Below are 21,916 nucleotides of genomic sequence, written 5' to 3'. Positions count from 1 at the left end.
GGGGGCGCTATGCGCCCCAGCGGGAGCAAGCTCCCTCGCCACGGGTTCGCTGTCTGGACGAAAGGCCATCACCACGCCGGGCGGCTTTCGCAAAAAGCGACCCAAGTCGTCAGGATTCCTTGCTGCAATCGCGCGGCGTGATGCCTTTTTCCTTGGCGTATTGCTGCGAAGACGCTTCGATGATCGGCCGCAGCAACGCGCGGTCGGCCTGCACCCAGTCACTGATCAGCTTCCACTGCGTGCCGTCCCACTGCTGGAAGCGCACCGCGCCGCCGCCCTCGTGGTCCGAGCAGGACAATTGCAACGGCTGCACCAACCCCAGCGCCCCCAGCTCCTGGAGACGTGCATCATCGAGCTTGAGATTCTCGAAGCCCCAGCGCACCTGCTCGCCGGTCAACGGTTGCTGGCCGAACTTCTGCTGGGCAATGCGCAGCGCCTCGACGTTGAGGATGCCGTTGACCACGCCGAGGTTGTAATACACCGTGCCGAAACGCTTGGGATCAGCCAGGTCGCCATGGCCGGCGTCGACCACGTCCTTCTTGATGCCTTGCAGCACCGGGAAACCGGTGCCTGACGGGTGCGTCGTGATCGCGATGAAACCCTTGGCCGCAGCACCGGCCGGCGCGGCGTCATCCTCGGAGTTGCTCCAGATGTTGCCGATGATGTGATCGGCCGGGAACCCGACTTTCTGCGCGGTTTTCAGCGCCACCGGGTTCATCACGCCCCAGCCGCGCAGGATTACCCAGTCGGGTTTTTCCCGTCGGATATTCAGCCACTGCGACTGTTGCTCGTTGCCCGGATGCGGCACTTCGAGCAAGGTCAGCGCAAAACCGTATTTATCCGCCAGGGTCTGCAACACCTCGTTGGTTTCCTTGCCGTACGGCGAGCCGTGGTACAGGGTGGCGATCTTCAGGCCCTTGAGCTTGTCCAGCCCACCGGCGCGCTGGCCGATGTAGTTGATGATCGCCGACACCTCGGAGTACGGGTTCAATTGCAGCGGGAAGACATAGGGAAACACGCTGCCATCGGTGGAGTCGGTGCGGCCGTGGTTGATGGTGATCAGCGGCAGTTTGTCGGCGGTGGAGCGCTCCAGCGTGGCGTAGGCAATGCCCACTGACAGCGGGTTGGTCGCAGCCGCCGGTGCGCCATTCAAACCTTTCTTCAGGCGCTCGTAGCACTCGACGCCCTTCTCTACCACGTACTCGGTTTCGCATTCGCTCCAGGTCAGCCTCACCCCGTTCACGCCGCCGTTGGCGTTGACGTACTTGAGGTAGTCGATGAACCCGCCAAAAAACCCCGTGCCGCCGGCCGCATAGGGACCGACGCGATAGCTTTGCAGCGGGAAATATTGCTCGTTGTCCGCCTGCACGGTGAACGCGGCGGCGGTGAGGCTCAGGGCCAGTGCGAGGGTGCTGGCGATTGATCGTTTGAACATCGGATTTTCCTTGTTATGAAGCCATAGAGAAGTCAACGGTGGCGCTGTTCAGTAGCGCAGCGGCCACAGCCGCGCACGCTGGCGAAGTCGCTGCCAGAGGCGCGCAAGGCCCTCCGGTTCCTTGATCAGGAACAGGATGATCAGCGCGCCGAAAAACATTTTTTGCAGGTTTTCCACCTGGCCGGCATCGATCAGCCCGCCGGGCAGCAGCGACACCAGGTTGGAAAGCAGCACCGGAAACAGCACGATGAAGGCCGCCCCGAGGAAGTTGCCCAGCAAGCTGCCGAGCCCGCCGATAATGATGATGAACAGGATCTGGAATGAGCGATTGAGATCGAAGCCATGGGGTTCGACGGTGCCCAGATAGGCGAAGGCCCAGAGCGCGCCGGCCACGCCGAGGTAAAAGCCGCTGATGGCAAAGGCCAGCAGCTTGGTTTTCGCCAGGGGAATGCCGATCACCGCCGCGGCCGTGTCCATGTCGCGCACGGCCATCCACTGGCGTCCCAACTCACTGCTTACCAGGTTCTTGCCCAGCCAGAACAGCGCCACCACCACCGTCAGGGTCAGCAGATAACGGCCGGCCGGCGCGTCCAGGTTCACGCCGAAAATATCCAGGCGCGGCGCGCTGATCACCCCCGACGCGCTGTCGTTGGAAAACCAGCCAAAGCGGGTCAGCGTCCAGGTCACGAAGAACTGCGCCGCCAATGTCGAGACCAGCAGATAGAAGCCCTTGATGCGCAGGCTCGGCAGGCCGAACAGGAGCGACACCAGCGCCGCCGTCAGCCCGCCCAAGGCAATGCTGAACAACAACGGCAAACCGCCGACACGCACTTCAAGGTTGTAGGTGGCGAACGCCCCCACGGCCATGAACGCCGCAGAACCCAGGGACAACTGCCCGGCGTAACCGGTGAGCAGATTGAGCCCCAACCCGGCCAGGGACAGCACCAGAAACGGAATCAATATCGCGCTGAGCCAGTAGTCATTGCCCAGCCACGGCACCACGACGAATGCAACCAACAGCAGCGCCGCCAGCCCGTGGCGATCCTGGCGCAAGGCAAAGATCCGGCGGTCTTCGGCATAACGGGTGTTGAACTGGCCTGCTTCTCGATAAAACATGCTGTTCTCCTAGACCCGTTCGATGGCGCGTTCGCCAAACAGCCCGGCCGGACGCACCAGCAGGAACAGCAGCGCCAGTGCGTAGGGAAACCAGTTTTCAATGCCGCTGCCGATGAACGGCCCGAGATATACCTCCGCCAATTTTTCCGAAGCGCCGATGATCAGCCCGCCGACAATCGCCCCGCTGATCGAGGTGAACCCGCCGATGATCAACACCGGCAAGGCCTTGAGCACCACCAGCGACAACGAGAACTGCACCCCCAGGCGAGCGCCCCAGAGCAGGCCGGCGACCAGCCCGACGAACCCCGCCACCGTCCACACCACGACCCAGACCCGCTGCAAGCGAATACCCACGGCCAGCGCCGCCAGCGGGTCATCCGCCACCGCCCGTAGCGCCAGGCCCAAGCGGGTCTTGTTGAACAGCCAGGACAGCAGCGCCACCAGTGACGCGGCGGTCAGTGCGGCGAAAATATCGAACTGCGACAGCAGCATTCCGCCCAGTTCCAACGGTTCATCACTGATGCCCAGATCCAGGCCATGCACCTGGGCACCCCACAGCCCCTGGGCGAACCCTTCGATGACATAGGAAAGCCCAAGGGTGGCCATGAACAGCGTGATCGGCGATCGATTGACCAACGGGCGCAACACCACACGCTCCACTGCCACGGCGATCAGCAGCATGGCCGCCAGGCTGATGAGGAACGCCAGCCAGAACGGCACGCCGCGCTCCAGCAGGCTGACGAAGGTCAGCGCCGAGAACAGCACCATCGCCCCCTGGGCGAAGTTGAACACCCCGGAGGCCTTGTAGATCAGCACAAAACCGATGGCCACCAAGGCGTACATCACCCCGGCCAGCAGCCCGCCAATCAATACTTCAAAGAAAAATTCCATAGCGTTTCCTGTTTTGCGGGCGCAGCTTGCCGACCCTTCCTGACGGAAAGGCGTCGAATTGCAAAAATCAGTGTCGGGTGCCGAGGTAAGCCGAAATGACTTCGGGGTTCTGCCGCACCACATCCGGGGCGCCGTCGCCGATCTTGCGACCGTAATCGAGCACCACCACGTGGTCGCTGATGTCCATGACCACGCCGATGTCGTGCTCGATCAACACCACCGTAGTGCCCAGCTCACGGTTGATGTCGACAATGAATCGGCTCATCAGCTGTTTCTCCTCGGCGTTCATGCCCGCCATGGGCTCGTCGAGGAGCAACAACCGCGGCTCCGCCGCCAGGGCGCGGGCCAGCTCCACGCGCTTCTGCAAACCGTAAGGCAAGGTGCCCACCCATGCTTCGCGCCACGGCTGCAAACGCAAGAACTCAATGACCCGCTCGGCCGCTTCGCGCTGGCTGTCGTCCTCCTTACCGGCCCGCCCGATACGCAACGCCTGCTCGATCCAGGTACTGCGACGCTTGAGGTTGCGCCCGGTGAGCACGTTGTCGAGCACGCTCATGCCCTTGAACAGCGCGATGTTCTGGAACGTCCGGGCGACGCCCCGCACCGCCACGTCGTGGGCGCGCATGCCGCGGCGCTCGCGATTGTCGAAACGTATGCGCCCTTGCTGGGGTTGGTAGACCCCGCTGATGATGTTGAGCAATGAACTCTTGCCGGCGCCGTTGGGACCGATCAAGGCGCAGATCTCGCCGGCGGCAACGCTGAAGCTGATGTCGGTGATCGCTTTGACGCCTTTGAATGAGAGCGAAATGTTGTCCAGCTCCAGGAGCTGCGTGGCGGCCGTTCGGGTCATGTGGTCGCCTCCTTCCAGGCGCGTTTTGATTGGCGTTCGTCCCGTTCGTTGGTAGTGGACGCCAGCGAAATCGTCGGCACCTCCCAATGGGCCGCACCCTCCCACTGGCGGACGTTGATACCCAGGGCGTCAAAAAATGCCTGGGTCTCAGGCTTTAGCGCATCACCCACAAGCAACGGTGCGTGGATTCGTGAAAACCCAAGCACGTCGCGCAGAGGCCGGCGCACCAGCCAATGACCGATGAACCTTCGCAACGGCCCCGGACGTGCCGCCAGGGCCCAATCCACCAGTCTGCGTGCCCCATCGCCCGGTGCCGGCAGGCGCTCCAGCACATAGCCGTGCAGACGCTCGTAGGTTTCCGGGGTACCGGCCACCAGCGTCGGGCCCAACTCACGTCGGTCGCGGTCACGGGTCGCCAGGTTTTCCGGGAAGTTCAAGCGAAAACCGGCGATCAGCCAGGGCGCGAGCAGATACCGCGCCTGGTCGCCCGAGGCGAAACCGCGCGCCGCCAATGCTTCCTCCTGCCGTCGCAGTCCTTCGCGCTGTACCAGTTGCTGCCCGTGTTGCAACAGCTCGGCGTGGCTGATGCATTGTTGCTCGATGGCTTGTGGCCCCCGGCGATAGAAAACGAACGCCGTTTGCTGCGCATGTGCCAGCGGGACGCGTTCATCGAGCGTCCTCGCCTCGATCAACGTGGCGTAATCCAGCGCCTGATCAAACGCGACCGAGCCTGACAGTCCGCGCTTGTCCAGGTAAATCACCACGCCGGGGGCCACCTGCGCCGCGCCTAGACGCGACAATTCGTCGCACCCCTCGGCCAGCACAAAATCCGGCTGCAATTCGCCGAGCAGTTCGACCTGCCCCGCGACTCCGTCCAACGGATCGAACAGGCTCGCCGTACCACCCAGCCATTGCGCCGCCAACGCCGCCACGATCGCCTGTGGTGTCGGGCGACTGTTGATCGTCAGGGTCGCGCCCACCGAGAATCCCCGAGTTTGCAGAGCACTCGCCAGGCGCTGCACCTCATCGGCCAGCTGCCGCCAGGTCCGCACCTGCCAGACGCCAAGGTGCTTGTGGCGCAGGGCGACGTCCGTACCGTGCTCCAGCGCCTGTCGATGCAGCCAATGAGGCAACGTGTCGAAGGATTCAGTGAGCGTGCCCATGCTGCCTCCCCGCCTAAGCGACCGCCGCCGTCTTGACCGTCAATTTCCCCTGCTCCAGCTCACGCACCAGCGGCAGGACCCGCTTGCCGAAATACTCGACTTCCTCCTGGAAATGCAGGAACGCGGCCAGTACCAGGTCCACTCCCACGGCTTTCAAGGCGACGATGCGCTCGGCAATCTGCTGGGGTGTGCCGATCAGGTTGGTCTTGAAACCGTCGTTGTATTGCACCAGGTCTTCGAAGCTGGACTTGGCCCAGTTACCCTCGCCTTCGGGGCTGGCCTTGCCGGCCTGTTTTGCCGCGTCGCCAAAAGCGTTGACGGCTTCCGGGTCGGCCTGGTCGATGATCTGGGCCAGCACCGCGCGGGCCTCTTCCTCGGTATCGCGGGCAATGATGAAGGCGTTCACGCCGACCTTCACCTTGTGGTTGTTGGCCGCCGCTTTGGTCCGCAGGTCATCGACCTGGGCCTTGACCCCTTCCACTGTGTTGCCGTTGGTGAAGTACCAGTCGGACACCCGCGCAGCCATGTCCCGCGCCGCCCGTGAGCTGCCGCCCTGGAAAATTTCCGGATGCTGCTGCAGCGGCTTGGGCTTGAGCGTGTAGTCGCGAAAGCGATAGAAATCACCGGCGAAGGTGTAGTTGTCGGTGGTCCAGATGCCCTTGAGCGTGGTGATGAATTCCTCGGAACGGCGATAGCGTTCATCGTGCTCCAGCCAGGGCTCGCCGATGGCGGTGAATTCGCCCTTGAACCAGCCGGACACCACGTTGATCGCCACGCGGCCGCCGGTGAGCTGGTCGATGGTTGCGATCTGCTTGCCCAGCACCGAAGGCGTCCACGGCCCTGGCAAGACCGCCGCGATGACTTTCAGGCGCGTGGTGGCCGCCAGCAACGCGTGACTGAACGCCACCGATTCGTGCTGGTATTCGGCGCCATAACCGGCGGTAAAACGGATCTGGGTCAGGGCATAGTCGAAGCCGGCATCCTCGGCGATTTGCGCCAGCTTGCGGTTGTAATCGATCCCCCAGTCGGTGCGCTGCGGGATCTTGCTGACCACCAGCCCGCCGCTGACGTTGGGCACCCAGTAGGCAAACTTGATCGTGTCCTGGCTCATTGCGTGTACTCCCGGCTCGTTGAGATATAGGCGTCGTCGCCTTTGTACAACGGCTAGAGCAGCAACCGTGCCACTTGGTTTTTCCCTTTATTTCCAGTCACTTAATTCGCCTGCTAAGTTTTGCCACTGTCGTGCGGCGAGCAAGCTGCTGGATCGCTGTTGCACAGCCAACACCCGGCGTACTGCCGCGCAAAAGGTGGACTGTTGCCTGCCGAACAGCCGCCGGACAGATTGCCCGCGGGACGACAGCATTTATGCCGGGAAACCCGGCAAACCCCTTGTTTTCATTGGCTTCGAGCAGCGGCATGGAGCGTGCAATGGCTGTCGGCAACGGCAGGCCTTGGCCTTGCCCGCCCTCATTTCCTCAGAAGGAACACCGCCATGACCGCACAGCAACAATACCTGCCGCATGTCCTGTCCACCGGCACCCACTACGAAGCCCTGGCCGAGCGCTTTCGGCCGATTTTCGCGCGTATCCACGCCGGGGCGCTGGAACGCGAACAGACCCGCAGCCTGCCTTTCGAACAAGTGAAATGGCTAAAGGAAGCGGGCTTCGGCGCCGTAAGGGTGCCGGTCGAATATGGCGGCGCAGGCGCCTCGCTGCCGCAATTGTTGCAACTGCTGATCGAACTGGCCGAAGCCGACTCCAACCTGCCCCAGGCGCTGCGCGGACACTTCGCCTTTGTCGAGGATCGCCTCAACGCCCATGCCACCCGCCCACAGGATGTCTGGTTCAAGCGCTTCGTCGACGGTGACCTGGTGGGCAACGCCTGGACCGAAATCGGCGCGGTGAAACTTGGCCAGGTCATCACCCGGGTTTCCCGCCAGGGTGACCAATGGGTGGTCAACGGCACCAAGTACTACAGCACCGGCAGCATCTTTGCCGACTGGATCGACCTGTATGCCCAACGCGACGACACCGGCGCCGACGTGATCGCCGCCGTCAGCGTCCATCAGCCGGGCGTCAGGCAAAGCGATGACTGGGATGGTTTCGGTCAACGGACCACGGGCAGCGGCACGTCAGTATTCGAGAACGCAGTGGTAGAAGACGAAAACCTCATCGACTTCTCCACCCGCTTCAAATATCAGACCGCGTTTTACCAGTTGGTATTGCTCGCCGTGCAGACCGGCGCCGGGCGCGCCGCCGTCCGCGACATCAGCGAACAGGTGCGCCAGCGCACGCGGGTGTTCAGCACCGGCAACGCCAGTGAAGTGAGCCAGGATGTGCAAGTTCAGCAAGTCATCGGCAGGGCCTCGGCCCAGGTCTACGCCGCCGAAGCCACCACCCTGCGCGCCGCCGATGCCTCGCAGCGGGCCTATCAAAGTCGCTTCGACCTGGACGCCGAGAAGGAACACACCGCTAACCTCCTCGCCGAACTGGAATCGGCCCAGGCCCAGGTGGCGGTCGCCGACCTGACACTGCGCGCCACCAGCGACCTGTTCAACGCACTGGGCGCTTCCGCCACCAGCACCAGCAAAGCCCTCGACCGCCACTGGCGTAACGCCCGGACGGCGGCTTCGCACAACCCGCTGATCTACAAGGAACGCATCATTGGCGACTGGGAGATCAACGGGACGGAGCCGCCGTATGTCTGGCAGATTGGTGGGGGGTCGAAGCAGCGTTGAGCCGGGCCGTGATCCAGTCCCGACTGTGCTTGAGCACGCGCTCGGCGATCGCCGTCGGGAAATGAATGAACCCGTGGGGGCAGGATGGTAGAAGATGCGCTTCAACCGTAGCGGCCTTGCCCCACAACTCAGCCAGGCCAAGCGTGTCGTCCCTGAGCGGGTCCAACTCGCCAGTGAACAGCAGCGCCGCTGGCATCCCCGTGAAGTCACCATAGAGCGGCGACAGCGGCGCCTGGCGTCGCTCCTCATCGCTCAGGCCCGGCGTCAGCAGGCGCAAGGCATCGACCATACCGGGCCCGTCCAACACCAGCGTCTCAGCGCCGGCGGCGTGGACGCTGGGGGTCCCGGCCAGATCGTAGACGCCGTAGTACAGCACCGCACCGCGTATGCGCCCAAGCAAATCCGGCCATTGCTTGAGCGCCAGCAGCGTTGCCACGGCCAAGTGGCCTCCAGCCGATTCACCCACGACGATCACCGGCAGATCGGCGAATTCCTCCTGCTCGCCCAACAGCCAACGTGCTGCTGAGAGGCAATCCTCCATCAGGCCTTCCACCGGTGTGCTGACCGCGAGCCGATAATCCACCGAGACCACCGCGACCCCGCATTCTTGGACCATGGCGATGTTGAACGGGTCATTCATCTGGGCATTGCCGATGACCCAGCCGCCACCGTGGAAATCCAGCACGACGCCTCTGGCTTTTCCTTTCGGCCGGATTATCCGCACTGGGACCGCGACGTCGCCCTTGCCTATCCGGCGTTTTTCAGCCACCAGCCCATGCTTGTTCAACTTGCCGTCGCCGTTGATCTGACTGGCACGCAACAGCGCTTGAATGAGGCGCGGGGTGACACGATTGCGGATGCGAAAGCGTGGCAGCCACGCCAGTTTCCTGTTGAAACTGCGCACCTGCGCCAGCTCATTTTCGTCCGCTGGCCATAGCTTTGCGGTGTTCAACGGGCGACTGCTCATCAGCGGTTATTGCGCAGGATCGAGAAATTCAAGGCAGCGGCTACGCAAAGCCACGCCAGGTAAGGAAACAGAATCAACCCGGTGATCACGTCCAGGCGCAACGCCAACACCACCATCACGGCCACGACCAGCCAGAGCAGCGTGATCACCACCATACCGGCCAGGACCTGATGGGCGCCGAAAAACACCGGAGTCCACAGAGTATTGAGCGCAATCTGCGCCGCCCATAAAGCCAATACGAATTGGCTCCCCGGGATCAGGCTCAAGCGATATCCGGCCCAGGCAAGCAGCAGGTAGATGACAGTCCAGGCCACGGGAAACAACCAGTTGGGGGGTGTGAAGCGGGGTTTGACGAGGGATTCGTACCACTGGCCCGGTTTGAAAATGACACCGGTGCTTGCCGCAGCGCAGCAGGCGAGGAGGAAAATAAAGAAGGTCATTGGGCGTCCTTGGCTGGGGTCAGTTGTCGAGGGGTGAGCATGATCGGCAGCGATTGGTTGCGATTCATCGCCATGTCCTTCTCAAAGACTCGCTGGCCTTGGTAAAAATTCAACGCGTTCGGGGCAGTTGTATCAGGAAGGAAGGTTGAGCGCTGGGCCAGGCGCGATCAATTGCCGCGAATCCGGCAAATCGCCTACGCTAGGCCCATGACTGGGCGGGCAGCTGCCACCCACTTGGGAGCAAGAAATGTTCGCCAGACCTTTTTCCATCGACATTCCTGAAAGCGCACTTGATGACCTGCGCCATCGCCTGCAAAACACTCGGCTGCCGGTGCCACTGGCCGGTCAGGGCTGGAGCGAAGGCATGGACATGGACGTGCTTGGAGAACTCCTCCGCCAGTGGTCAATAACCTTCGACTGGCGTGCCCAGGAAGCCGCGCTCAATCGCCTGCCGCAATTTGTCGCCACGCTCGGCGAGCAGCAGGTTCATTTCGTCCATCAGCGCGGCGTCGGGCCCAATCCGATGCCGCTTGTGCTCACCCACGGCTGGCCCGGGTCGTTCATCGAGATGCAGCGCATCATCGAACTGCTGACGGATCCGGCCAGCCATGGCGGTGATCCAGCCGATGCGTTCGATGTGGTGGTGCCGTCCTTGCCCGGCTACACCTTTTCCGCGCCGTTCAAACAGGCGGGTTGCGGGCCTTTCGAGGCGGCGGGTTTGTGGAGCGAGCTGATGACGGGGCTCGGCTATGAGCGGTTCGGAGCCCAGGGCGGCGATGTCGGCGCGGCTGTAACCAGTTGGTTGGGCATGCGCTTTCCCGAGCGACTGACCGGCATCCACCTCAACTACATTCCCGGCGCCTACCGCCCGCCCCTGGGCGAAACCGATCCGCCGTTGAGCGAAGAAGAAACCGCTTACCTGCAACGCGCCGCGGCCTTCAGCGAAGCCGAAGGCGCCTATGCGCACATCCAACGGACCAAACCGCAAACCCTGGCCGTGGGCCTCAGCGACTCTCCGGCGGGGTTGCTGGCCTGGATGGGAGAAAAGATTCTCTCGTGGTGCGATACGAGCCCCGCCATCAGTCATGAATGGCTGCTGACCAATGTGACGCTCTATTGGCTGACGAACTGCATCGGTTCGTCGTTTCGCCCGTATGTGGAAGGCAGCAAGCGGCCCTTGCTGTTCAACAGCGGCGAGCGGGTGAAACCACCGCTTGGGGTCGCGCTGTTTCCCAGGGAACTGCCGCTGCCGCCACGCAGTTGGGTGGAGCGTGGCTATAACGTCAAGCGCTGGACGCCGATGCCGCGCGGTGGTCACTTTGCTGCGTTGGAGCAGCCGGAGTTGCTGGCGGAGGATATTCGGGCGTTTTTTCGGGATTTGCGCTGAGCTAAAAGACCGTCTGCAAATCCTGTAGGAAATGACTACCCGTGGCGAGGGAGCTTGCTCCCGCTGGGCTGCGAAGCAGACCCAAATCAGCTACACCATTTCGTCAGGCACGCCGCATCGCCTGGTTTTGCGGCGGCTTCGCCACCGAGCAGGAGCAAGCTCCCTCGCCACGGGGTCGGTGTGCGTCCTACAGGTCGGTTGTGAGGGCTGGGATCGACTTCTATAGTTGGGTCGTCACTGGTTTTGGCTGGTGGCTGGGTTTCGCAGCCCGACTGCAAAGGAAATGCACCGTCGAATGAAATTCAGGCAAACTTGCCCGCGTTCATTTTATGGCGGTTGCGCGCGGGAGATCTTCGGGTCTGCCGGGTTTTCCTTCCTCGGTCTGCGAACCCGCGCGCAACTGCCACCCGTTTGTTTCGCAGCGAAAAGGTGGCATTTCTTTTTTCTTGAAGGAAGTAACCTTATGACCGCTAATCATGCATCTTCCCGCTACACCCCCCTCACCCCGATCGCCACTACCTACCCTGTCCTGCTGATCGACACTCACGCGCCACTGCCCGAGCTCCACGCCTGCGTCAGCGAGCGGCTGCACGCCACGCTCGATTACCTGACGCTGGTGGCTTGCTCCAGCCTGCGGGACTCATCCATCAGTGATATCAACACTCTGACCAACGTTGCCCGGATCCTCGTGCAGGACGTGGCCGACGTGTTCGGCGTCATTGAACGACGCGGTCTCGAAGGCTGATTCCATTGTGGGAGCGAGCTTGCTCGCGATGACGGTGCCAAGTCAGACACTTTCGTCACTGAACGACCGCTATCGCGAGCAAGCTCGCTCCCACACTGGATTTTCGACAGACACAGATCTCACGGTACACATAGGACCCTGTGGGAGCGGGCTTGCCCGCGAAGAGGCCAGCCCATCCAACATCTTCATTGCCTGACATACCGCCATCGCGAGCAAGCTCGCTCCCACACTGGATCTTCGACAGACACAGATCTCAAGGTACACATAGAATTCCTGTGGGAGCGAGCCTGCTCGCGAAGGCGCCGGCACATTCAGCATCTTAATTGGCTGACAGTGCGCCTTCGCGAGCAGGCTCGCTCCCACAGTTGGATCGGAGTACGACAGCAAGAACCAGGTCGGCTACCAGGTAACCCCCTCCGGCTCCTTCAACGCCGCCAACACCAACGGATGCAAAACCGCATCCGGATGCTTCTCCTCCCAACCCTGCAAATCCCTGCGCATGCCCGGCGTCCAGAAGTTCTTGATGTGCTGGCGGATGCCGCTCACCGCCAGCGACTGATCAGGCTCCGTGGCGAAGTAGCGGGCAATCTCGTTGGCCATCTTGATCAGGTTCTGCGAGCTCATCGGCGCACCTCGGCTTTCTCGGCGTGACGACGTTCCTTCAGCAGGCGCCGCTGTTCATCGCTGAAGGCCTGATAACGCTTCTGCCATTCCGAAGGCTGGCTGACCCGCACGATTTCCACCGCCGTGACTTTGTATTCCGGGCAGTTGGTGGCCCAGTCCGAGTTGTCGGTGGTGATCACGTTGGCCCCGGACTCGGGAAAGTGGAAGGTGGTGTAGACCACCCCCGGCGCCACCCGCTCGGTGACCCTGGCGCGCAGCACCGTCTGCCCGGCGCGACTGCTGATACCGACCCAATCGTCCTCAGCGATGCCGCGATTCTCAGCGTCGGTCGGGTGGATTTCCAGGCGATCCTCCTCGTGCCACGCCACGTTGTCGGTGCGCCGGGTCTGTGCGCCGACGTTGTACTGGCTGAGTATCCGTCCGGTGGTCAGCAGCAGCGGATAACGGCCATTGACCTTCTCCTCGGTGGGCACATAGCCGGTGAGCATGAAGCGCCCTTTGCCGCGCACAAATTGGTCGATGTGCATGGTCGGCGTGCCGTCCGGCGCGGCATCGTTGCACGGCCACTGCAAGCTGCCGTGACGCTCCAGTTCAGCGTAGCTGACACGACTGAAGGTCGGCGTCAGGCGGGCGATTTCATCCATGATTTCCGAAGGGTGGTTGTAGTGCATCTGGTAGCCCAGGGCGCCAGCCAGGGCAATGGTGGCTTCCCAGTCGGCCTTTCCGGCCAGCGGGTCCATGACCTTGCGAACGCGGGAGATACGGCGTTCGGCGTTGGTGAATGTGCCGTCCTTCTCGAGGAACGAGCTGCCCGGCAGGAACACGTGGGCGAACTTGGCCGTTTCGTTGAGGAAGATGTCCTGCACGATCACGCATTCCAAAGCGGTCAGCGCCGCTGTCACATGCTGGGTGTTGGGATCGCTCTGGGCGATGTCCTCGCCCTGGCAGTAAAGCGCCTTGAAGGTGCCGTCCAGCGCTGCCTCGAACATGTTCGGGATGCGCAGGCCCGGGTCGGGTTGCAACGTCACGTTCCAGGCCTGCTCGAACTGGGCCCGCACCGCTTCATTGGAGATGTGCCGATAGCCCGGCAGCTCATGGGGGAACGAGCCCATGTCGCAGGAACCCTGGACGTTGTTCTGCCCACGCAGCGGGTTCACCCCGACGCCCTCGCGGCCGATATTGCCGGTGGCCATGGCGAGGTTGGCGATGCCCATCACCGAGGTGCTGCCCTGGCTGTGTTCGGTGACACCGAGGCCGTAGTAGATGGCCGCGTTGCCGCCGGTGGCGTAGAGCCGCGCGGCGGCGCGGATCTGCTCGGCGGGCACGCCGCACACCGGGCCGAGGATCTCGGGCGCATTTTCCGGCAGGCTGACGAAATCGCGCCAACGGGCAAAATCTGTCGCCTCGCAACGCTCTTTGACGAAAGGCTCGTCAACCAGCCCCTCGGTGACAATCACGTGGGCCAACGCGTTGAGCATCGCCACGTTGGTGCCCGGACGCAGCTGCAGATGCAGCTCGGCACGGGCGTGAGGCGAATTCACCAGGTCGATGCGCCGCGGGTCGATGACAATCAACCGCGCGCCTTGGCGCAGGCGGCGCTTGAGCTGGGAGCCGAACACCGGGTGCGCATCGGTGGGGTTGGCGCCCATCACCATGATCACGTCGGCTTTCATCACCGAGTCGAAATTCTGCGTACCGGCCGACTCGCCGAGCGTTTGCTTGAGGCCATAACCGGTCGGCGAATGGCAGACCCGCGCGCAGGTGTCGACATTGTTGTTGCCGAACGCCGTGCGCACCAGTTTCTGCACCAGGTAGGTTTCTTCGTTGGTGCAGCGGCTGGAGGTGATACCGCCGATGGAATCGCGCCCGTACTTGAGCTGGATGCGCCGCAGTTCGCTGGCGGCGTAGGTGACCGCCTCCTCCCAGCTGACTTCCTGCCACGGGTCGTTGATGTGCTTGCGGATCATCGGCTTGGTGATGCGGTCCGGATGCGTCGCGTAGCCCCAGGCGAAGCGGCCCTTGACGCACGAGTGGCCGTGGTTGGCCTGGCCGTTCTTGTCCGGGACCATGCGCACCAGTTGTTCGCCTTTCATCTCGGCGCGGAACGAGCAGCCCACGCCGCAATAGGCGCAGGTGGTGACGACGCTGCGCTCCGGCTGGCCGATTTCGACGACGCTCTTGTCGATCAGCGTCGCTGTCGGGCAGGCCTGGACGCAGGCGCCGCAGGACACGCATTCGGAGTCGAGGAAGTTGTCACCGCCGGCCGCTTCGACACGGGAATCAAAGCCGCGTCCGCTGATGGTCAGGGCGAAGGTGCCCTGGATTTCCTCGCAGGCACGCACACAGCGGCTGCAAACGATGCATTTGCTCGGGTCGTAGTCGAAATAAGGGTTGGACACGTCCTTGGCTTCGGCCAGGTGATTGGCGCCTTCGTAGCCGTAGCGCACCTCCCGCAAGCCCACCTGCCCGGCCACGGTCTGCAACTCGCAGTTGCCGTTGGCCGGGCATGTCAGGCAGTCCAGCGGGTGATCGGAGATGTACAGTTCCATCACGTCGCGACGCAGAGTGGCGAGCTTTGAGGTCTGGGTGCGGACCACCATGCCGTCGGTCACCGGCGTGGTGCACGAGGCCGGGTAACCGCGCATCCCGTCGATCTCCACCAGGCACATACGGCAGGAGCCGAAGGCTTCCATGCTGTCGGTGGCGCACAGTTTCGGGATGGTGGTACCGAGCAAGGCCGCCGCGCGCATCACCGACGTGCCGGAGGGAACGCTGATTTCACGGCCATCGATGGTCAGGCTGACCTGCACGTCGCTTACTCGGGCCGGGGTGCCCAGGTCGATGTCGCTGGCGGGATCGAAGATGTTGATCATTGGTCGGCCTCCGTGGTCGCCAGACCGAAGTCGACGGGGAAGTACTTGAGGGCGCTGGCGACGGGGTAGGACGTCATCCCACCGAGGGCACAGAGCGAGCCGTATTGCAGGGTGTCGCAAAGGTCTTGCAGCAATGCCGCCTGTTCCTGGCGCGCGTTGGCATCGGTGCTGGCGATCAAGCGATCCACCACCTCGACGCCACGGGTCGAACCGATGCGACACGGCGTGCATTTGCCACAGGATTCCTCGGCGCAGAATTGCAAGGCGAACCGGGCCATCCGGGCCATGTCCAGGCTGTCGTCGGCAACCACCACGCCACCGTGCCCGAGCATCGCGCCCATGGCGGCGAACGCTTCGTAGTCCAGCGGCGTGTCGAACTGCGCGGGTGGGACCCACGCGCCCAGCGGGCCGCCGACTTGCGCGGCCTTCAATGGACGACCGCTGGCGGTGCCGCCGCCATACTCCTCCACCAACTCGCGCAGGCTCAGGCCAAATGCCCGCTCCACCAGCCCGCCGCGACGAACGTTGCCGGCCAGCTGGAACGGCATGGTGCCCAATGAACGGCCCATGCCGAAGTCGCGGTAGAACTGCGCGCCCTTCTCCAGAATTACCGGCACCGAGGCCAGGGTCACCACGTTATGAACCAGCGTCGGCAAGCCGAACAGGCCCTGCAACGCCGGCAGCGGCGGCTTGGCACGCACCATCCCGCGCTTGCCTTCGAGAGATTCCAGCAGCGCTGTTTCTTCGCCACAGATATAGGCGCCGGCGCCCACTCGCACTTCCAGCTCGAAGGCGCGGCCACTGCCGCCGACATCGGCGCCCAGGTAACCGGCCTCGCGGGCGATGTGCAGCGCTTCGTTCAGCGTGCTGACGGCGTCCGGGTATTCCGAGCGCACATAGATGTAGCCCATGGTGGCGCCAACGCAGATCCCGGCGATGACCATGCCTTCGATCAGCAGGAACGGATCGCCTTCCATCAGCATGCGGTCGGCGAACGTGCCGGAGTCGCCTTCGTCGGCATTGCAGACCACGTATTTTTGCGGGCCCTGCGCGTCGCGCACGGTGCGCCACTTGATGCCCGCCGGGAACGCCGCGCCGCCCCGGCCGCGCAGGCCGGAATCGAGTACTTGGGCAACCACCTCGGCGCCGTCCATCCGGATCGCCCGGGCCAGGCCGAGGAACCCGCCTTTGGCCCGATAGTCGTCGAGGGACAAGGGCCGGGTGATGCCGGCACGCGCAAACAACAGGCGCTGCTGGCTTTTCAGATACGCAATGTTCTCCACCAGCCCCAAGGCTGAAGGATGCCCGCCCGGGTCGTGGCCAAGTGCATCGAGCAGGCCTGGCACGTCTTGCGCGGTGACCGGGCCAAACCCCAACCGCCCTTCGGGCGTTTCAAGCTCTACCAGGGGTTCCAGCCAATACAGCCCGCGAGAGCTGGTGCGCAGCACCTCAAGCGGCAATTGACGACGCTCGGCCTCGCGCACCAGCGCATCCGCCACCTTGTCCGCACCGACGGCGCGGGCCACTGAATCACGGGAAATGCAGAGGGTCAGCATGGGCCATCCTCCAGGCAACCGTTCACCAACTGGCGCAGGCGTTCTGGGGTCAGCCGTGCGTGCAGCTCCCCATCCAGCTCCAGGGCCGGCGAGCACACGCAGGCGCCCAGGCAATAGACCGGTCGCAGGCTGATCGCCCCGTCGGCACTGGTGCCGTGATCGTCCAGCGCCAGTTGTTCGCGCAACTGCGCAGCCAGGCCTTCGGCCCCCATGCTCTGGCATGACTCCGCCCGGCACAGGCGCAGGGTATGGCGCGCCGGAGGCGTGGTGCGAAAGTCATGGTAGAAGCTGATTACCCCGCGCACTTCAGCCTGGCTGAGATTGAGGGCATGGGCGATTTCAGGGACCGCGGCGTCGGGAATGTACCCGCAACCTTCCTGGATGGCATGAAGGATGGGCAACAAGGCACCGGGGGTGTCCTTCTTGCGCGCCAGCACGCTGTGAATCAGAGGCAGGTGAAGCGTCTCATCAGGCATAAACGTACCTCGGCATCTCGAACGACACCGCCGCGTGGCGGTAGTCGTCCGGAGTCTTGGCTAGGGCGTGCGGCCCACGTCACGGTAGCGTGGCAAATCCGATCGCCATTCCTGCTCTCCGGCCAGGTGTCTTTGACGCACCTGGTCCGGGGCATCTTCACAGCTTGCCACTCCCGGGGGGCGGCGATTGCACGTGGACGACGAAACGTGTCCTGAAAGCGACTATTGGTTAGCTTGCTTTTCGAAAAAACCGTTCCTGACAAGATAGACGATGCAACGACTCTCTGACGGACCCGAGCGCCTGCCAGTGTCAGTTGATATTACGCAATGCATTGGCAACCAGGGTAAACGCGGGCGACGGTTGCCGTCGGCTGGGGTAATAAAGGTAGTACCCGGGAAACGGCGGGCACCAATCCTCCAGTACGCGCACCAGCCGGCCCGCCTGGAGGTGCGGTTCGAATTCTTCTTCAGGCAGGTACGCCACCCCCAATCCGGCCAGCGCGGCTTCGACGATGTGGGTCGATGTGTTGAAGATCAACTGCCCATCCACCCGGACGTTCACTTCCTTGCCGCGCCGCTCGAAATCCCAGACATATAGCCCGCCCGACGTCGGCATACGCTGATTGATGCAGCGATGGCCGAGCAGGTCGCGCGGGCTCTTCGGAATGGCGCGACTGGCGAAGTATTCAGGTGAAGCGACAGCCGCCATCCGCAACGCAGGGCCTATCGGCACGGCCACCATGTCTTTGTCGATGGTATCGCCCAGGCGCACCCCCGCATCAAAGCGATCCGCGACGATGTCCCGGAACCCGTAACACACATCGAACTCGACGTTGATGTCCGGGTACTCGTGCAGCAATCCGGTCAGCTTGGGGAGCAAGGTCGTGCGTAATACGTGATCGCCACAGGTGATGCGCACGGTGCCAGCGGGCTTGTCGCGCATTTCCGTAAGCCTGTCCAGCTCGGTTTCTATTTCATCGAAACGATTACCGATGGCTTGCAGCAACCGTTCGCCAGCGATGGTTGGCGATACGCTGCGGGTGGTTCGCGTCAGCAAGCGGATCTGCAAACGCGCCTCCAGGCCACTGATCGCCTGGCTCAGCGCCGACTGGGTGACGCCTAATGCACCGGCAGCACGAGTAAAACTGCCCTCCCTCGCCACGGTGACGAAAGACAGCAGATCGTTGAGATTGCGTTTGACCATGGCGAAGCACTTCAAGAGCTATTGATTAGCCAGGCTTATAGCCTTGTTAAGTACTCATTAGCTAGTCGCATCAGTGCTCGCGCGTCACCATGGCCCCATGAACAGAACCCGACACAGAACCCCGATGCGCTCTGCCAGCCTTGGTTTGCTTGCCTCTTTGCTCATGCTGGGCAGCTGCATGGCCGGGAGCGATGCCGCATCGGCCTCTTTGACAGCGGAGAAACCTGACATGTGGATGATCGTCGGCGAACAACGCTTTGGCATCACTCTGGCCGATGCCACCGCAGCCCAATCGCTTGCCGCGTTAGCCCCGCTGACACTGGAGATGAGCGATCTCAACCGCAACGAAAAATACGCCACCCTCCCCCGAGCGCTGCCCGTCAAGGCGAGCCGGCCGGGAACAATCCGCAACGGCGACCTGATGCTGTACGGCAAGGACACCCTGGTCGTCTTCTACAAGGACTTCAACTCAACCTACGCGTACACGCGCCTGGGCCACGTGAACGACACCTCAAGACTGGCTCAAGCGCTGGGCCTGGGGACGGTGCAAGTAACGTTCTCCCACGATTGATGCCAACGCATCGACAGGACCCCCCATGAAAAAGATCCTCGTTTTATTGACCCTTCTCGTCAGTTCGCTCTCAGCGATAGGAGCCGATATGTCCCACGGCGCAGACAATTTTTATAGCAGTGATGAAGTGACCGTACAGAAGGTCAGCTTCAGGAACCAATATCAAATGAACGTGGCGGGCAACCTGTTCATTCCGAAAAAGCTCAATGGCAAGACCCGCAATCCGGCGATCGTCGTCGGCCATCCGATGGGAGCGGTGAAGGAGCAAAGCGCCAATCTGTATGCCACCAAGCTGGCGGAAAAAGGCTTCGTGACCCTTTCCCTGGATCTGTCGTTCTGGGGCGAAAGCGAGGGACGACCGCGCAATGCAGTCTCGCCGGATATCTATGCCGAGGACTTCAGCGCGGCGGTGGACTTTCTCAGTGCCCAGCCCTTTGTCGACAAGGAACGCATTGGCGCTCTCGGCATCTGTGGCAGCGGCAGCTTCGTGATCAGCGCCGCCAAGATCGATCCGCGTATGAAAGCCATCGCTACCGTGAGCATGTACGACATGGGCGGCGTCAATCGCAACGGATTGAAGCATTCCCAAACGCTGGACCAACGCCGCGCCATCATCGCCCAAGCCACCCAGCAGCGTAATGTCGAATTCGCCGGTGGCGAAACGCTCTACACCAGCGGCACCGTGCATCAACTGGATGAAAACACCCATCCTATCCAGCGTGAGTTCTTCGATTTCTACCGCACACCCCGCGGCGAATTCACGCCCGCCAGCTCTTCCAGGGACCTGACCACGCACCCGACGCTGACCAGCAACATCAAGTTCATGAATTTCTATCCGCTCAATGACATCGAGACTATCTCGCCTCATCCGATGCTGTTCATTGCCGGCGCCGATGCGCATTCCAGGGAGTTCAGCGAAGAGGCCTACAAGCTTGCCGGTCAACCCAAGGAACTGGTCATCATTCCAGGCGCCGGGCATGTCGATCTTTATGACCGGGTCGATCTGATTCCTTTCGATAAGTTGACGAGTTTCTTCAAGAGCAATCTGAAGTGATGATATTTGCTCGACCGTCCTTGTCGGCTAGCCCCGCTTAAGCTTGCTGAACGCCAGCGGCTCCCACACTCGCATTGCCAGCAACAGCGCAGTACCGCGCTTCTCGGACAGTGGCGCGCTCAACGATTCGTTGTGGAGCGCCGCCAGTTTGCTGCGCAGCTTTTGGATCTCGCCTTGCAACTGGGCGTAAGCGGCCTGGGTCAGCATCCCATGGGTGAAATGCAGGGTTTCATCAGCAAGGTCGAATCGACTGGCCATGAAGTCCGGCAGGCCCTGTTTCAGGAAGAACCCTCGGATAGGGCCGTCCGGTAGCCAGTCGAAATCCCGCGCCACCAGCAACCTGATGCGATTTCCCGGTTTCAGGTCTGCCAGGCCCATCCGCTCCAGGACGATCAAGTGGCCGATGCACTCGGCTTTCGATATGCAGTAGGCAGACACAATGTCTTCCAGCGTCCAGTGATTCACCGCACACACCGCTACCAACAACAGCTTTTCGTTTGAAACCAGTTGCGCTTCCTGTTCACGCGTCAGCATGTGCAAGCGCGGGGTTAAACGCTCCGCCTCCTGGAGCAATTCAGCCATCGTCATGCCCAGCAACTCACAAAGCTGGGCAAGGCGTTCGACCGTCAGGCGACCGCTCGCCAGCAGGCGCTTCACGCTAGGCTCTGACAGATCAAGCGCCTGGGCAACATCACGATAGGTCAGGCCGGCGGCTTTCAGACGTTGCTTAATGGTGATAGTGAGTTGAGAAATCTGGTTCACGAGTATTAATATCCGATACCTTTGGTATCAGTTTAGCGAAAAATCGACGAAGACGTTGCGAATCACGCCACCTGCTCCGCATGCTTGGCTCTCAAAAAAACCGAGAGCTCAGCATGTTTATCAAAAGCGTGACGCCCGTTTCCCCAACAGCAGGCGAATCCTTCGCCGGAGATCTGCGGATTGGCGATATGGTGTTCATCCGGGTCCCCGCACGGCCCTTCCGAGAGGTTGCCAGCGCGACAAACTCTTGGACGAACCATGTCGGTGTGGTGGTCGACGACCATGGCGATGAGCCGCTGATCGCAGAGAGTACCTTTCCGCTTTCACGAACCACCTCGCTCAGCCGCTTCCTCAAGCGCTCCGAACAGGGACGCTGCGCCGTCGCCAGGCTCACGCACCCTCTTACCGACACGCAACGCAAGGCGCTCAGGAATGCAGCTGATCATCGGCTGGGCCGATTTTATGACACAGGCTTCAACCTGGCCTCGCGACGCCAGTTCTGCTCCCGTTTCGTTCGTGAAGTCATCGATGAAGGGGCGAACATCCAAGTCGGTAAAGTGGAAACGTTCGCGACGTTACTACAAGATAACGCCGAGCCGAATCTCGCCTTCTGGCGGCTGTGGTTCTTCGGCCGAATTCCTTGGCAACGTCGTACCGTCACCCCGGAAAGCTTGCTTCAAAGTTCGGAGGTGCGCATCATTTTCGACTCCCAGGCGAGTGGCACGGCATGATCCAACCAGGACCAAAACACCATGGATGAACACCAGGAAGCCATCAAGAACAAGATCCGCGCCGCAGTAGAAACCAGCGATTCTGACGAGATCACCTATCGCTCTGAGTGGCTCGGTTACATGCCCTTCCCGGTTTTCCGATGGGTTGAACATCGAGGAAAGGATTTTTCCGGCGACTTTCCTGCCGATTGGACCCTGGAGGATCTGGCGAGTCTTGAGCGCGCGGGGTTTCTGGAACTGCTTGAAGCCTACGAGAACCCGGAAGACACGTTTGATCGGGATATCAGGTATCGCGTCTTGATTGGGCGCGAGTAGCAGTCCCCCGAAAAAATCC

At 62.1% G+C, this 21,916-nt stretch carries 21 protein-coding genes; 7 read left to right on the top strand and 14 right to left on the bottom strand.

What is annotated here, in order from left to right; all coding sequences use genetic code 11:
• Positions 1–109 precede the first annotated feature (109 nt).
• The 6 genes from J3P91_RS13285 to sfnG form a co-directional block, all read right to left on the bottom strand.
• Entirely contained in the window at positions 110–1,435 is a 1,326-nt protein-coding gene (locus J3P91_RS13285) for an ABC transporter substrate-binding protein (protein WP_434604752.1), read from the bottom strand.
• Between the two features lie 48 nt (positions 1,436–1,483).
• Complete coding sequence (locus J3P91_RS13280) at positions 1,484–2,551, bottom strand: branched-chain amino acid ABC transporter permease (protein WP_434604750.1); 1,068 nt, start codon at positions 2,549–2,551, stop codon at positions 1,484–1,486.
• Positions 2,552–2,560: 9 nt separating this feature from the next.
• Positions 2,561–3,442, bottom strand: coding sequence for a branched-chain amino acid ABC transporter permease (locus J3P91_RS13275; protein ID WP_434604748.1), 882 nt, complete (start codon positions 3,440–3,442; stop codon positions 2,561–2,563).
• Between the two features lie 67 nt (positions 3,443–3,509).
• The gene (locus tag J3P91_RS13270) at positions 3,510–4,292 is read right to left on the bottom strand and encodes an ABC transporter ATP-binding protein (RefSeq protein ID WP_434604747.1); all 783 of its coding nucleotides are present in this window, start codon (positions 4,290–4,292) and stop codon (positions 3,510–3,512) included.
• Complete coding sequence (locus J3P91_RS13265) at positions 4,289–5,455, bottom strand: AMP-binding protein (protein WP_434604745.1); 1,167 nt, start codon at positions 5,453–5,455, stop codon at positions 4,289–4,291. The genes J3P91_RS13270 and J3P91_RS13265 overlap by 4 nt, the downstream gene beginning before the upstream one ends.
• Positions 5,456–5,468: 13 nt before the next feature.
• Positions 5,469–6,566 (bottom strand): dimethylsulfone monooxygenase SfnG, encoded by a 1,098-nt coding sequence (gene sfnG / locus J3P91_RS13260; protein ID WP_434604743.1) that lies wholly within the window; start codon positions 6,564–6,566, stop codon positions 5,469–5,471.
• Positions 6,567–6,947: 381 nt separating this feature from the next.
• Here sfnG and J3P91_RS13255 point away from each other — a divergent pair, with 381 nt between their 5' ends.
• Positions 6,948–8,192, top strand: coding sequence for an acyl-CoA dehydrogenase family protein (locus tag J3P91_RS13255; protein WP_434568619.1), 1,245 nt, complete (start codon positions 6,948–6,950; stop codon positions 8,190–8,192).
• Here J3P91_RS13255 and J3P91_RS13250 read toward each other — a convergent pair.
• Both J3P91_RS13250 and tspO read right to left on the bottom strand, forming a co-directional pair.
• Positions 8,134–9,159, bottom strand: coding sequence for an alpha/beta hydrolase (locus J3P91_RS13250; RefSeq protein ID WP_434604741.1), 1,026 nt, complete (start codon positions 9,157–9,159; stop codon positions 8,134–8,136). The two genes, J3P91_RS13255 and J3P91_RS13250, sit on opposite strands and share 59 nt — an antisense overlap.
• Entirely contained in the window at positions 9,159–9,599 is a 441-nt protein-coding gene (gene tspO, locus J3P91_RS13245; protein ID WP_305494863.1) for a tryptophan-rich sensory protein TspO, read from the bottom strand. Before tspO ends, J3P91_RS13250 begins: the two co-directional genes overlap by 1 nt.
• A gap of 247 nt (positions 9,600–9,846) precedes the next feature.
• Here tspO and J3P91_RS13240 point away from each other — a divergent pair, with 247 nt between their 5' ends.
• A complete protein-coding gene (locus tag J3P91_RS13240; RefSeq protein WP_434604739.1) occupies positions 9,847–10,986 on the top strand; it encodes an epoxide hydrolase family protein in 1,140 nt (379 codons plus the stop codon).
• Between the two features lie 463 nt (positions 10,987–11,449).
• Positions 11,450–11,731 carry a fructose-bisphosphate aldolase gene (locus tag J3P91_RS13235; protein ID WP_434604737.1) on the top strand — a complete coding sequence of 94 codons (282 nt, stop codon included), beginning with the start codon at positions 11,450–11,452 and terminating at the stop codon, positions 11,729–11,731.
• Positions 11,732–12,130: 399 nt separating this feature from the next.
• Here the strand turns inward: J3P91_RS13235 and J3P91_RS13230 are convergent, their stop codons facing one another.
• From J3P91_RS13230 to J3P91_RS13210, 5 genes are all read right to left on the bottom strand, one after another.
• Positions 12,131–12,355 carry a formate dehydrogenase subunit delta gene (locus J3P91_RS13230; protein ID WP_434604735.1) on the bottom strand — a complete coding sequence of 75 codons (225 nt, stop codon included), beginning with the start codon at positions 12,353–12,355 and terminating at the stop codon, positions 12,131–12,133.
• Complete coding sequence (gene fdhF, locus J3P91_RS13225; RefSeq protein WP_434604733.1) at positions 12,352–15,228, bottom strand: formate dehydrogenase subunit alpha; 2,877 nt, start codon at positions 15,226–15,228, stop codon at positions 12,352–12,354. The genes J3P91_RS13230 and fdhF overlap by 4 nt, the downstream gene beginning before the upstream one ends.
• Positions 15,225–16,784 carry a formate dehydrogenase beta subunit gene (locus tag J3P91_RS13220; RefSeq protein ID WP_434604731.1) on the bottom strand — a complete coding sequence of 520 codons (1,560 nt, stop codon included), beginning with the start codon at positions 16,782–16,784 and terminating at the stop codon, positions 15,225–15,227. Before J3P91_RS13220 ends, fdhF begins: the two co-directional genes overlap by 4 nt.
• Positions 16,778–17,260, bottom strand: a complete 483-nt coding sequence (locus J3P91_RS13215) for a formate dehydrogenase subunit gamma (protein ID WP_434604729.1) — start codon at positions 17,258–17,260, stop codon at positions 16,778–16,780. The genes J3P91_RS13220 and J3P91_RS13215 overlap by 7 nt, the downstream gene beginning before the upstream one ends.
• Positions 17,261–17,570: 310 nt before the next feature.
• Complete coding sequence (locus J3P91_RS13210) at positions 17,571–18,464, bottom strand: LysR family transcriptional regulator (RefSeq protein WP_434604727.1); 894 nt, start codon at positions 18,462–18,464, stop codon at positions 17,571–17,573.
• A 124-nt stretch (positions 18,465–18,588) separates the two neighbouring features.
• On the opposite strand from J3P91_RS13210, the gene J3P91_RS13205 reads away from it, so the two are divergent.
• Both J3P91_RS13205 and J3P91_RS13200 read left to right on the top strand, forming a co-directional pair.
• Positions 18,589–19,035, top strand: a complete 447-nt coding sequence (locus tag J3P91_RS13205; protein ID WP_434604725.1) for a cyclophilin-like fold protein — start codon at positions 18,589–18,591, stop codon at positions 19,033–19,035.
• Between the two features lie 25 nt (positions 19,036–19,060).
• On the top strand, positions 19,061–20,089 hold the full coding sequence (locus J3P91_RS13200) for an alpha/beta hydrolase (protein ID WP_434604722.1): 1,029 nt from the start codon (positions 19,061–19,063) through the stop codon (positions 20,087–20,089).
• Between the two features lie 27 nt (positions 20,090–20,116).
• Here J3P91_RS13200 and J3P91_RS13195 read toward each other — a convergent pair whose 3' ends face one another.
• A complete protein-coding gene (locus J3P91_RS13195; RefSeq protein WP_434604720.1) occupies positions 20,117–20,851 on the bottom strand; it encodes a helix-turn-helix domain-containing protein in 735 nt (244 codons plus the stop codon).
• Positions 20,852–20,964: 113 nt separating this feature from the next.
• On the opposite strand from J3P91_RS13195, the gene J3P91_RS13190 reads away from it, so the two are divergent.
• Together J3P91_RS13190 and J3P91_RS13185 are read left to right on the top strand one after the other, a co-directional pair.
• Entirely contained in the window at positions 20,965–21,582 is a 618-nt protein-coding gene (locus J3P91_RS13190) for a YebB family permuted papain-like enzyme (protein WP_434604718.1), read from the top strand.
• Between the two features lie 21 nt (positions 21,583–21,603).
• Complete coding sequence (locus J3P91_RS13185; protein WP_434604716.1) at positions 21,604–21,897, top strand: hypothetical protein; 294 nt, start codon at positions 21,604–21,606, stop codon at positions 21,895–21,897.
• Positions 21,898–21,916: the final 19 nt, after the last annotated feature.

Source organism: Pseudomonas sp. Z4-7 (genome assembly GCF_051131965.1).
Lineage (GTDB): Bacteria > Pseudomonadota > Gammaproteobacteria > Pseudomonadales > Pseudomonadaceae > Aquipseudomonas.
Note: the sequence above shows the minus strand (reverse complement) of the source record. Positions and strands in the feature narration are given on the sequence as shown.